Raw genomic sequence first — 12748 nt, 5'->3', positions numbered from 1 at the left:
GCAAGCTAAATAAAGAGAGATGAAAGTAAGAGCATCAGTAAAGAAAAGAAGTGCCGACTGCAAGCTTGTTCGCAGAAAAGGTAGACTTTATGTAATTAACAAAAAGAATCCTAGATTTAAACAAAGACAAGGATAATTATGGCTAGAATCGCAGGGGTAGATATACCTAAACAAAAGCGTGGAGTTATTTCACTTACCTATATCTTCGGAATAGGTAGAAGTAGAGCAAAAAGAATTCTACAAGAGGCTGGTGTCGATGAAAGTAAAAAAGTTTCTGACTGGTCAGACGATGATATTGCTAAAATTCGTGAGGCAGTAAGTAACTTCAAAATTGAAGGTGAATTAAGATCAGAGGTTCAATTAAACATCAAACGTTTAATGGACATTGGTTGTTACCGTGGTATTCGCCACAGATCTGGTTTACCGTTAAGAGGTCAACGCACAAAAAATAATTCACGTACCCGTAAAGGAAAACGTAAAACGGTTGCAAACAAGAAAAAAGCGACTAAATAATAGACAATAGGTCATTGTATTTAGTTGTTAGGAGGAATCTGTTTGAAATGGAAACGTTTAGGATTCTAACTACATAGAACTAACTACTAAAAACTAAGAAAATATGGCAAAGTCAACTACAAAGAAGAGAAAAGTTGTTGTAGAATCAACAGGAGAAGCGCATATTACCGCTTCTTTTAACAACATCATTGTTTCATTAACAAACAAGAATGGTGATGTGATCTCATGGTCATCAGCTGGTAAAATGGGTTTTAGAGGAAGTAAGAAAAATACTCCTTATGCTGCTCAAACTGCTGCTGAAGATGCTGCTAAGGTAGCACATGAAGCTGGTCTAAGAAAAGTTAAGGTATACGTGAAAGGACCTGGTAATGGACGTGAGTCTGCTATCAGAACTATTCACAATGCAGGCATTGAAGTATCAGAAATTATCGATGTTACTCCTCTACCACACAATGGATGTAGACCACCAAAACGAAGAAGAGTATAAGTTTTATCCCTATATATGCACTGAGCTAAGTCAACGTGTATTTTCGGGATATATTCATTTTCCTTTAAGTAGGAATGAATAGTTTTACTAATAGTAATTTAATTAATAGAGGAAGTAAGATTTTCGAAGGATAAGCCTTAATTCATAATCTCCTCGCAACTAAAATAACTCATGGCAAGATATAGAGGTCCTAAAACAAAAATCGCCCGTAAATTCGGTCAAGCGATTTTTGGAGATGACAAATCATTTGAAAAGAGAAACTACCCTCCCGGGCAGCACGGTAATAACAGACGTCGTGGTAAAAAGTCTGAATACGCGATCCAGTTAATGGAAAAGCAAAAAGCCAAGTATACCTATGGTATTCTTGAGCGTCAATTTAGAAACATGTTTGAAAAAGCAACCCGCGCACAAGGAATTACGGGTGAGGTTCTTTTGCAATTATGTGAATCTAGATTGGATAATGTGGTGTATCGCATGGGTCTTTCTTCTTCACGAAGAGGAGCGAGACAGTTAGTAGGTCACAGACATATCACCGTTAATGGAGAAATCGTAAACATTCCATCATACCAGGTAAAAGCCGGTGATGTAATTGGAGTACGTGAAAAATCTAAGTCTTTACAGGTAATCAATGATTCTCTTGATAATGAGAGAAGTGTTTACGAATGGATCACATTCAATAAAGATACAAAAGAAGGTACATACGTATCTGTTCCTCAGCGAATTCAAATTCCTGAGCAAATCAATGAGCAATTCATTGTCGAATTATATTCTAAATAATCACTAGACAGAACTCATAATATGGCATTATTAAATTTTCAGAAGCCCGATAAAGTAATCATGATTGATTCTACGGACTTTGAAGGCAAATTCGAATTTAGACCTTTAGAACCGGGATACGGATTAACTGTAGGTAACGCGTTAAGAAGAGTACTGTTATCATCGCTAGAAGGTTTCGCAATAACTTCAGTAAGAATTGAAGGAGTAGATCATGAATTTTCTACCATTGCCGGTGTTGTAGAAGATGTAACTGAAATTATTCTTAACTTAAAGCAAGTACGTTTTAAGCGTCAAATTGATGAGATCGATAATGAAACAGTAACTGTTTCTGTTTCTGGTCAGGATCAAATTACTGCAGGAGATTTTCAAAAATTCATCTCTGGTTTTCAGGTGTTAAACCCTGATTTAGTAATTTGTAACATGGATAAGAAAGTAAGTATCAACATGGAGATCACTATCGAAAAAGGTAGAGGTTATGTTCCTGCAGAGGAAAACAAAAAATCCAATGCCCCCATAGGTACGATCTTTACAGATTCTATTTACACGCCAATCAAAAACGTAAAATACAGCATTGAAAATTATCGTGTTGAGCAAAAGACAGATTACGAGAAGTTAGTGTTTGAAATTATTTCAGACGGTTCAATTCATCCAAAAGATGCACTGACCGAAGCTGCTAAAACTTTGATTCATCATTTTATGTTATTTTCTGATGAGCGCATCACTCTTGAGGCAGATGAAATTGCTCAAACAGAAACGTATGATGAGGAATCATTACACATGCGTCAGCTACTTAAAACTAAATTAGTAGATATGGATCTTTCAGTGAGAGCATTAAATTGCTTAAAGGCTGCAGAGGTTGATACGTTAGGTGATTTAGTTTCTTATAACAAAAATGACTTAATGAAGTTTAGAAACTTTGGTAAAAAGTCACTGACCGAGTTAGAAGAGTTGGTGAATGTAAAAGGTCTTAACTTTGGTATGGATCTTTCAAAATACAAATTAGATAAAGATTAATCCATCATAATTTGCTCTTCCAGTAAGCTGGGATATGGCAGCAAGATGATGTGCAATAAAAGAGGTCATGAGACACGGTAAAAAAGGAAATCATTTAAGTAGAAAAACAGCTCATAGAAAGTCAATGTTGGCTAATATGGCGTGTTCATTAATTGAACATAAACGTATTAACACTACAACGGCGAAGGCGAAGGCATTAAAGCAATTTGTTGAGCCATTAGTGACGAAGTCTAAAGAAGATACAACGCATAATCGTAGAATCGTTTTTAGTAAATTGCGTCAAAAAGAAGCAGTAACTGAGCTTTTTAGAGAAGTTGCTGCTAAGGTAGGTGATCGACCAGGAGGATATACGCGAGTTATCAAATTAGGTAATCGTCTTGGGGATAACGCTGACATGGCCATGATCGAGTTAGTAGACTACAATGAGCTCTACAATGGAGGCAAGAAAGAGAAAAAATCTACTAGAAGAAGTAGACGAGGTAAATCAGGTGGTGCAAAAGCAACTGCGCCGGCTAAAACAAATGACACTTCTAAAGAAGAAGAATAAATGTTATATGTTATTTAAATAGAAAAAAGGATAAACTTTCAATAGTTTATCCTTTTTTTTGTAATAATAAATTCCATTCATCTAAAGATAAATCAATTTATGGCACTTAAGGAAACAAAAAAAGCACTTATTTTACTGGTAGATGGAACTATTTTTTACGGTCGATCAGTAGGTGATAAAGATGGAACCGCTTTTGGAGAGGTTTGTTTTAATACAGGTATGACAGGATATCAGGAGATATTTACAGATCCTTCTTATTACGGTCAACTCATGGTTACCACCAATGCTCACATTGGAAATTATGGAGCAATGGAGATGGATACAGAGTCAAAAAGCGTTAAAATCTCCGGATTAATTTGTAGAAATTTTAGTTACGAACGTTCCCGGCCTAAATCAGAGGAATCTCTTTTGGAGTTTATGGAACGCAATAATTTATTTGCGATCTCTAATGTAGATACAAGAGCTTTAGTAGCTCATATCAGGGATCATGGAGCGATGAATGCCGTTATTACAACCAGAGTGGATGAAATTGATCAACTCAAAAAAGAATTGGCAGATGTGCCAAATATGAATGGGTTAGAGCTAGCCTCAAAGGTAAGTACTAAAGAACCATACTACTATGGTGATGAAAATGCTACATATCGCATATCAGCATTAGATATTGGAATCAAAGAGAATATACTACGCAATCTGTCCTCACGGGATTGCTATGTTAAGGTGTTTCCTTACGATACCCCATATGAAGATATGGTTGCATTCGAACCAGACGGTATATTTTTCTCTAATGGCCCTGGAGATCCGCAACCTTTGAAGAATGCCATTGATGTCGCCAAAAAGGCTATAGCTTCCAATGTTCCTACTTTTGGAATCTGTCTTGGACATCAAATTATTGCATTGGCAAACGGTATTTCTACCTATAAAATGCACAATGGTCACCGCGGAATAAACCATCCTGTAAAGAATCTTGAAACTGGTAAAGGAGAAATCACCTCTCAAAATCATGGTTTCGCCATTAATCGCGAAGAAGCCGAAGCGAATCAAGATATCATTATTACCCATGTACATCTAAATGATCATACGGTTGCCGGTATGCGCATGAAAAACAAGCCTTGTTTCTCAGTACAATATCATCCTGAAGCCAGCCCGGGTCCCAATGACGCAACTTACTTATTTGATGAATTTATAAATGCAGTGAAATCTGCTAAAGAGCCGGCTTAGTTTTATTTTGAACGATCAATCTGCTATAACGTTTTCGTAATTAATCCCTATTTTACAGGGGTTTGAAGACAAAAACTATAGATTCTTTTGTATCTTCAAAATTCAATTTAAAGCCAACAAAAAACGAGATTATGAGTATTATTTTAAACATTCATGCAAGACAAATTTTTGATTCCAGGGGTAATCCTACCGTTGAGGTTGATGTTATAACAGAAACGGGTACTATCGGGAGAGCAGCTGTCCCTTCAGGAGCATCTACAGGTGAGCATGAAGCTGTTGAGCTTAGAGACGGTGGTGACGATTATATGGGTAAAGGAGTCTCTAAAGCAGTAGAGAATGTAAATGATATCATCGCTGAGGAGCTATTAGGTTTTTCTGTATTTGAGCAAGAGTTTATCGATCAGGCCATGATTGATCTTGATGGCACACCTAATAAAAGTAAATTAGGGGCAAATGCTATTCTTGGAGTTTCATTAGCCGTAGCAAAGGCTGCAGCTCATGAACTTAATTTACCCTTATATCGTTACATAGGTGGGGTTGCAGCGAAGACGCTACCTGTACCTATGATGAATATCATTAACGGTGGATCACATAGTGACGCACCTATTGCATTTCAAGAATTTATGGTGATGCCTGTTAAGGCTAAAAATTTCTCTCATGCCATGAAAATGGGTACAGAGATTTTTCACCACCTCAAAAAAGTACTTCACGATCGTAATTTAAGCACTGCCGTTGGAGATGAAGGTGGATTTGCACCTGCCTTAGATGGAACCGAAGATGCCCTAGACAGTATTAAAAAAGCTGTTGAAAATGCTGGGTATAGCTTTGGAGACGAGATTATGATCGCTTTGGATTGTGCTGCTGCCGAATTCTATGTAAATGGAGCATATGATTACAGTAAGTTTGAAGGAGAAGGAGGTAAAGTAAGAACAAGTGAAGAACAGGTGGATTATTTAGCTGAATTAGCCGAAAATTATCCCATCATTTCTATCGAAGATGGAATGGATGAAAATGACTGGGAAGGGTGGAAATTACTTACACAAAAGATCGGCGATAAAGTACAGCTTGTTGGTGATGATTTATTTGTAACCAATGTTGAACGACTAAGTCGTGGAATTGAAAATAACACTGCAAATTCAATCTTAATCAAAGTAAATCAAATAGGAACTCTTACCGAAACCATCGCTGCCGTAAATATGGCGCATAGTGCAGGTTATACCTCTGTTATGTCCCACCGTTCTGGCGAGACAGAGGATAATACGATTGCAGATTTAGCGGTTGCCCTTAACACAGGTCAAATTAAAACCGGGTCTGCTTCTCGTAGTGATCGAATGGCAAAATATAATCAGCTTATTCGTATTGAAGAAGAACTAGGAGAGATAGGATATTTTCCGCAAGAGAATGCGTTTAAAATAAACTAGTTGATTCTCACACTAAAGCACCCAACCCATCAAAATTTGATGGGTTTTTTAATGCTTAAATTTTAAAGATAATTTAACCTCTCAAATTCTTAAATGTTAAAAAAAGAGGAGTACATTTTGTATTTTAGCAATAGATTGAAATAAACATACATAAAAGCAATTTATATACATGTCAGATAAAGTTACAGTAGAGTTTGAAGGAAAAAAATATGACTTCCCGATCGTTGAAGGAACTGAAAATGAAAAAGCCATTGACATCAAAACCCTTCGTGGGGTAACAGGTGGATTAACTACGTTAGATCCGGGCTATAAAAACACCGGTTCTTGTGAAAGCGCCATCACGTTTTTAGATGGTGAAAAAGGTATTTTGCGGTACAGAGGCTATGCGATTGAAGATCTGGCAGAAAAGGCTGATTTCTTAGAAGTAGCCTATTTGCTCATTTTTGGAGAATTACCCACTCCAGAACAACTCGAAAAATTTGATACTGACATAAAAGCAGAATCTCATGTAGATGAAGACATGAAGAAAATCTTAGATGGTTTTCCCAAGTCGGCACACCCCATGGGAGTCTTATCTTCAATGACCAGTGCTCTCATCGCGTTTAATCCGGGATCGGTTAATGTGGATTCTGAAGAAGAAATGTACAATGCCATTGTTAAATTGTTAGCCAAGTTTCCTGTACTTGCTGCATGGGCAATGCGCAAAAAGAAGAGTCAACCCTTAGATTATGGCAGTAAGTCATTAGGATACGTAGAGAATCTTCATAAAATGATGTTCTCTAAAGCCAATGAAGACTACAGTGTACAAAAAGAGGTTATTCAGGCACTAGATAAACTATTAATCTTACATGCAGATCATGAGCAAAACTGTTCTACCTCTACGGTGAGAATCGTTGGTTCTTCCCACGCCGGATTATTTGCTTCTATCTCTGCGGGGATTTCTGCTCTTTGGGGACCCTTACACGGTGGGGCAAACCAAGCGGTGATTGAAATGCTGGAAGCCATCAAAGAAGACGGCGGTGATACGAAAAAATACATGGCTAAAGCCAAAGATAAAAATGATCCATTTAGATTAATGGGTTTCGGTCACAGGGTATATAAGAACTTTGACCCCAGAGCTAAGATTATTAAAAAATCTGCAGATGAAGTATTAGGTCAACTGGGGATTGAAGATCCGGTATTAGATATTGCGAAAGGATTAGAAAAAGAAGCACTAAATGATCCATATTTTGTAGATAGAAAATTATATCCTAACGTAGATTTCTATTCTGGGATTATTTATCGTGCATTGGGTATTCCGGTAGAGATGTTTACTGTGATGTTCGCACTGGGCCGATTACCCGGTTGGATTGCTCAATGGAAGGAAATGCGTCAGCGTAAAGAGCCCATCGGTCGACCACGTCAAGTGTACATTGGCGAGAATCACCGCGAGTTTAAATCGCTTAATAAAAGATAATTACTACATCCCGCTTTATGCGGGATTTTTTATATTCTTTTTAATCTAAAAAATAAGGAACTTTACGCAAGGGAATAGCCTATTAATTATTCTCTATTTTAGCAGGTGACAAATGTTGAAAAATCTAGTTGTGGATAGGAAGGATTGCCAGTATATTTGAATAAATTCGAGTACATGATTTATCCCAATGTTTCTGATGAAACATCTCAACTTAAAGCAGTAATATTAGGAACGGCAAAAAGTAATGGGCCTACTCCGGCATTAGAAGATGCTTACGATCCAAAGTCAAGAATACACATCGCTAATGGTACCTATCCTGTTGAAGTAGACATGGTATATGAGATGCAAGCCGTAGAAGCTGTCCTTCTAAAATATGATGTCAAGGTATATCGACCTGAAATTTTAAACGATACCAATCAAATATTTACCCGTGATATTGGTTTTGTTATTGATGACTTTTTCTTTAAAGCCAATATTTTACCAGATCGCGAAGAAGAAGTAAAAGCTATTCAATATATTATTGATCAAATCCCAAGTAATAAGGTTGTGCAATTACCAGAGGCTTGTCATGTAGAGGGGGGAGATGTAATGCTTTATGGTGATTATCTTTTTGTAGGAACGTACCGAGGTGATGATTATGCAGATTACATTATTGCACGCACGAATATGGAGGCAGTTAAAGCGCTTCAGGAGTTTTTCCCGCATAAAAAAGTGGTTTCATTTGATCTACGCAAGTCTAATACAGATCCGTACGAAAATGCGCTACACTTAGATTGTTGCTTTCAGCCGGTAGGCAAAAACAAAGCAATACTACACAAAAATGGCTTTTTAGATCCGGCTGAATATGAATGGTTGTTTAATTTCTTCGGAAAAGAAAACGTTTTTGAGATCAACAAAGAAGAAATGTACAATATGAACTCTAACATATTTTCAATCGCTCCCAATGTCGTTATTTCTGAAAAGAACTTTACTCGACTCAATACGTGGCTACGGGACCAAGGCATCACAGTAGAAGAAGTGCCTTATGCTGAAATCGCCAAGCAAGAAGGACTTTTGCGCTGCAGTACCTTACCATTAATACGAGAAATAAAATAAGAATGAATCAAACCACAAATACAATTCTTATGGTTCGTCCTAACGGTTTTAGGATGAATGAACAAACAGCAGTGAATAATTATTTTCAGGAAGATTTAGACCTAAAGAATGCAGAAATTAATCAAAGAGCTCAACAAGAATTTGATGATTTTGTTCAAAAATTAAGCATGGTTGGAGTCAATGTGATTGTTGTAAAAGATGAAGCCAATGTTGATCGCCCAGATGCCGTTTTTCCAAACAACTGGGTGAGCTTTCATGCCAATGGTAATATGGCCTTATACCCTATGTTTGCAGAAAACCGAAGAGTAGAACGTCGTGAGGATATCCTTGATATTTTAGAAGCCGAAGGATTTAATATCCAAAATGTAATCGATTATACTGCAGCTGAAACCGAAGAACTATTTTTAGAAGGAACCGGAAGCTTAATTTTGGATCGTACCAACCGTAAAGCGTATTGTGCATTATCACCACGTGCAGATGAGGATTTACTCATTGAGTTTTGCGAAGATTTTGAATTTACCCCAATTATTTTTACGGCAAATCAAACTGTAGAGGGTAAACGCATGCCAATTTATCATACTAATGTAATGATGTGCATCGCTGAAGAGTTCGCGGTAATTTGTTTAGATACTATCGATGACGCCAAAGAAAAAAAGCATGTGATTAAACAACTCAAACAAGACGGTAAAGAGATCATTACTATCACCGAAAATCAAATGCACCAGTTTGCAGGAAATATGCTTCAGGTAAGAGGGAGGGAAGATAGAAAATACCTGGTCATGAGTAAATCAGCGCATGATAGTTTGAATGAACATCAAATCAAGGCGATTGAAAAGCATTGCACAATTTTAAGTGCAGACCTAGAGACCATAGAAACCTGCGGTGGAGGAAGTGCTCGGTGTATGATGGCAGAGGTGTTTTTGCCAAAAGTTGATTCGTAGTTTAAATAATATTAGCCTAAGAGAATAGAACACGTCAAATTACTATTAACTTAAGAACAAATAACGAATAAACAAACCTTGCTTTCAAAAAAAACTAAATACGGTATCAAAGCACTTATTTATTTGGCTAATTCACCAGAGAATGAACCGGTGTCTATTCTCGATATTTCAACCTCTGAAGATATCTCACGTAAGTTCTTGGAAAGTATTTTACTCTTACTTAGGAAAACCGGATTCCTGTCGGCAAAAAAAGGAAAGGGCGGAGGATATTATTTGAGAAAGAATCCCCAAGAAATCCCGATGGCAGCCATTATACGAATTCTTGAAGGGCCTATCGCGTTATTGCCTTGTGTTAGTCTTAATTTCTACGAGAAATGTGCGGATTGCAGCAATGAGAAGGAATGTAAAATCCACAATCTAATGATTGAGGTAAGAGATAGTGCTCTTAAAGTACTCGAAAACAGAACTTTGGCTGACATTGCTTATAAATAGCTTATTAATAATCCTACTAATCCCATAGGATTATATATATTTGAGTTTTTAAAGGATAATTATGCTCCATCTTGATGAATTAAATGAACGGTTTAGACATCAATCCCCTCAAGAAATTATAGCTTTCGCTCTTTCCAATGCTAAACGGCCCATACTTACTACAAACTTTGGTCCTTATGCAGTAACGTTGGTTCATGCAATGCATACGCAACAAAAAGATATCCCGGTAATATGGGTAAAGACAGGATTCAATACAAAAGCAACCCTAAGTCATGCGCAGGAGTTGATTCAAAAATATGATATAGATATTAAAACTTATCAATCCGTCATCTTTCCTCATCATTTGACGAAACTTCTGGGTGGCATTCCCAAAATAAATACTAAGCAACATTCTGTATTTACTGAAATTATTAAACTAGCTCCCTTTAGAAAGGCGTTAGGGGATCATCAACCTGATGTTTGGTTTACTAATTTGAGAAAGGGTAAAACAGCTTATCGTGAAAGTATTGACATTTTTTCCTATAATCAGGAAGGTATTTTAAAGGTATGTCCATTTTATTATTTTGATGAAGTAGATTTAGAGGTGTACATGAATACGCATCAACTCGCTACAGAATTTGATTACTATGATCCTACTAAAGTGCTGGAGCATCGGGAGTGCGGGATTCATCTTTAGAACGTAACATTCTTCGTAAGAATAAGAAAATCATTAAAATCATGAGCAGAGCAAAAGGTAGTGAGGTAATGATAAGTAACTTTTGAACAGCTGTAAGTACATCAATATCCTGCCTCAAATCTCCTAATAACAGGAGCCCAATGGTCAGTGCCGTAAGCGCAATACTCCAAACATACCGATGAGATTTCTTTGGATCTTTGTTTCCACGATCTGTGAACATACTCAACACAAATATTGCAGAATCTAACGAAGTGATTAAAAAGCTGGCTAATAGCAGCATTGTCGCTATATTAATAAAACCACTAAGGGGATAATTGCTTAGAAATACAAAAATGGAGCTAAACACATTGGAGAACTCACCATCATAAGTGGGCATTGTATTCATCAAATCAAACACCGAACTGCCAAATGTGCTAAACCATATGAACGTTCCTAAAGACGGAATAAGTAAGACCCCGATAATAAGTTCTCTAATTGTTCTGCCTTTAGATATACGTGCAATGAAGATTCCCGTAAAAGGTGCCCAGGCTAGCCAAAAAGCCCAATAGTAATAGGTCCAATCTGTAAGGAAAGCTTCACCGGGATCAAAATTACCCATCGCCAAGCTCATAGGAATGAAATCAATAAAATAGTAATATAGAGCAGTCACAAAAACCTGAATGATATTAGCAGTATTGCTTTGTAGCAAAACAAATAGTAAGAGACCTAGTGTAATGTAAATATTCACCGTAGAGATGACTTTAATTCCTTTATCAATTCCTTTATAGACGGAGATAAATGCGCCAATAGAAATCAATAAGGTAATACCTATAGTCACCCATAAAGAAGAATTCATACCAGTCAAAAAATTAAGCCCACCGTTAATTTGTGTAGTTCCCAATCCTATGGCTGCGCTTAATCCAAATACTGTAGTAAGAACGGCTAATGCATCAATAATAGCCTGATGGGATTTCTTTTTTAGAAAAGTATTGAATGCTGTACTCGTCAAAGCAGGTTGTCCTTTTTTAAACATAACATAACCCACGCATATGGCAAATAGTGCATAAAATGCCCAGGCTGTAAATCCCCATTGGTAAAAGGTAAACTCCAGAGCAACCACATCTGCTGATGCACCATTCTTTATTGGAGGATTAAGCTTCATGTAAACAGGTTCTTGTACAGCGCGCAGTAGAATACCTGCGCCCATTCCTGCACTATAGAGCATGGCGATCCATGCCATTCGGGAATAAGAAGGGCGATCTTGAGAGGATCCTAATCTATAGCTTCCCCATTTTGAACATGCAATGGCAACGCATCCTAAGACACAACCCAGACCCAAATAAAGATAAAACCTTCCGAAGGACTTCCTCACCCAAAGGGAGGTTTCTTCAATTTCTGCGTATGTTTCCGCAGTAAAAAAATAAATACATAACACAAAAAGCAGTAGTACCGAAACAGATAGCACTAAGGATGTTGATGTGTTATATATCTTGAGTCTTTTTAACAACACTAAAGTTTGTCAAAAACATATCCACCATCCTTAGCTCCCCAAACTTGTTTGTTTTCATTATCAAAACCGCGATCCCAGGAAATAATTTTATTTGGTGTTATAGTCACCTCACTTGAGGCAAAACTGGCTCCTCGTAGAGAACTTTCACAGGATCTGTCATTCGTACTACCCTCGTAAATTTTGTCGGCGACTTTTTTTAAAACGACGGCACATCCATTTCTTTCGATAAGATCAGAAGGATCTAATTGCTCAAAGGCATATGGATTTTCCCATTTGCCAATATATAATTCTGGATTAGGTAATTCGTATACTACACTTGCGATTGTACTGTCAGATGCTTTTTTAAGCTCATAAATACGTTGCCGGTAGGGTTGATCAGGCATGTTAGATAATGACTGTTCCACATAAAGATAAGCTCCTTTATCTTGCCAGATGGGATACATGTGTAAAATGATATTAAAATAAGTAGAATCTGCCAGAGATTGTTTTTTTGAGGAGAATGTACCCTGCATTACCTCATGAAGCTCAGCAATGTCGCTTTGCTCAACATTCGTTGACCTTTTGCAAGCTATAAGGCTTACTGCTAAAAAACATAAGAATGCGATTCTTGAAATCATGGTAG

General features: G+C 37.1%; 15 protein-coding genes. 13 read left to right on the top strand and 2 right to left on the bottom strand.

The window, feature by feature from the left end; genetic code table 11:
• Window positions 1-19: 19 nt before the first annotated feature.
• From ykgO to ABD000_RS13465, 13 genes are all read left to right on the top strand, one after another.
• Window positions 20-136: a type B 50S ribosomal protein L36 gene (gene ykgO / locus ABD000_RS13525; RefSeq protein ID WP_008269159.1), complete on the top strand. Its 117-nt coding sequence runs from the start codon at window positions 20-22 to the stop codon at window positions 134-136.
• 2 nt (window positions 137-138) lie between these two features.
• Window positions 139-513 carry a 30S ribosomal protein S13 gene (gene rpsM, locus ABD000_RS13520; RefSeq protein WP_343768611.1) on the top strand — a complete coding sequence of 125 codons (375 nt, stop codon included), beginning with the start codon at window positions 139-141 and terminating at the stop codon, window positions 511-513.
• Between the two features lie 103 nt (window positions 514-616).
• On the top strand, window positions 617-1000 hold the full coding sequence (rpsK, locus tag ABD000_RS13515) for a 30S ribosomal protein S11 (protein WP_343768609.1): 384 nt from the start codon (window positions 617-619) through the stop codon (window positions 998-1000).
• Between the two features lie 171 nt (window positions 1001-1171).
• On the top strand, window positions 1172-1777 hold the full coding sequence (gene rpsD / locus ABD000_RS13510) for a 30S ribosomal protein S4 (protein WP_343768607.1): 606 nt from the start codon (window positions 1172-1174) through the stop codon (window positions 1775-1777).
• A gap of 21 nt (window positions 1778-1798) precedes the next feature.
• Window positions 1799-2791, top strand: coding sequence for a DNA-directed RNA polymerase subunit alpha (locus ABD000_RS13505; RefSeq protein WP_343768603.1), 993 nt, complete (start codon window positions 1799-1801; stop codon window positions 2789-2791).
• A gap of 67 nt (window positions 2792-2858) precedes the next feature.
• On the top strand, window positions 2859-3338 hold the full coding sequence (gene rplQ, locus ABD000_RS13500; RefSeq protein WP_343768601.1) for a 50S ribosomal protein L17: 480 nt from the start codon (window positions 2859-2861) through the stop codon (window positions 3336-3338).
• Between the two features lie 99 nt (window positions 3339-3437).
• On the top strand, window positions 3438-4556 hold the full coding sequence (gene carA, locus ABD000_RS13495; protein ID WP_343768598.1) for a glutamine-hydrolyzing carbamoyl-phosphate synthase small subunit: 1119 nt from the start codon (window positions 3438-3440) through the stop codon (window positions 4554-4556).
• Window positions 4557-4687: 131 nt separating this feature from the next.
• Window positions 4688-5977, top strand: coding sequence for a phosphopyruvate hydratase (eno, locus tag ABD000_RS13490; RefSeq protein ID WP_343768596.1), 1290 nt, complete (start codon window positions 4688-4690; stop codon window positions 5975-5977).
• Window positions 5978-6146: 169 nt separating this feature from the next.
• On the top strand, window positions 6147-7433 hold the full coding sequence (locus ABD000_RS13485) for a citrate synthase (protein ID WP_343768594.1): 1287 nt from the start codon (window positions 6147-6149) through the stop codon (window positions 7431-7433).
• A gap of 174 nt (window positions 7434-7607) precedes the next feature.
• Entirely contained in the window at window positions 7608-8528 is a 921-nt protein-coding gene (locus tag ABD000_RS13480) for a dimethylarginine dimethylaminohydrolase family protein (protein WP_343768592.1), read from the top strand.
• A gap of 2 nt (window positions 8529-8530) precedes the next feature.
• Window positions 8531-9469 carry a citrulline utilization hydrolase CtlX gene (gene ctlX / locus ABD000_RS13475; RefSeq protein ID WP_343768590.1) on the top strand — a complete coding sequence of 313 codons (939 nt, stop codon included), beginning with the start codon at window positions 8531-8533 and terminating at the stop codon, window positions 9467-9469.
• A 78-nt stretch (window positions 9470-9547) separates the two neighbouring features.
• Window positions 9548-9961, top strand: a complete 414-nt coding sequence (locus ABD000_RS13470; RefSeq protein ID WP_343768588.1) for an RrF2 family transcriptional regulator — start codon at window positions 9548-9550, stop codon at window positions 9959-9961.
• 61 nt (window positions 9962-10022) lie between these two features.
• On the top strand, window positions 10023-10637 hold the full coding sequence (locus ABD000_RS13465; protein ID WP_343768585.1) for a phosphoadenosine phosphosulfate reductase domain-containing protein: 615 nt from the start codon (window positions 10023-10025) through the stop codon (window positions 10635-10637).
• Here ABD000_RS13465 and ABD000_RS13460 read toward each other — a convergent pair.
• Window positions 10597-12123: a BCCT family transporter gene (locus tag ABD000_RS13460; RefSeq protein ID WP_343768583.1), complete on the bottom strand. Its 1527-nt coding sequence runs from the start codon at window positions 12121-12123 to the stop codon at window positions 10597-10599. The two genes, ABD000_RS13465 and ABD000_RS13460, sit on opposite strands and share 41 nt — an antisense overlap.
• A 2-nt stretch (window positions 12124-12125) precedes the next feature.
• Window positions 12126-12743 (bottom strand): chromophore lyase CpcT/CpeT, encoded by a 618-nt coding sequence (locus ABD000_RS13455; RefSeq protein WP_343768581.1) that lies wholly within the window; start codon window positions 12741-12743, stop codon window positions 12126-12128.
• Between the last annotated feature and the right edge of the window lie 5 nt (window positions 12744-12748).

This window comes from Gangjinia marincola (assembly GCF_039523415.1).
Taxonomy (GTDB): domain Bacteria; phylum Bacteroidota; class Bacteroidia; order Flavobacteriales; family Flavobacteriaceae; genus Gangjinia; species Gangjinia marincola.
The sequence above is the reverse complement of the archived record's forward strand: the minus strand, read 5'-3'. Positions and strand labels throughout refer to the sequence as shown.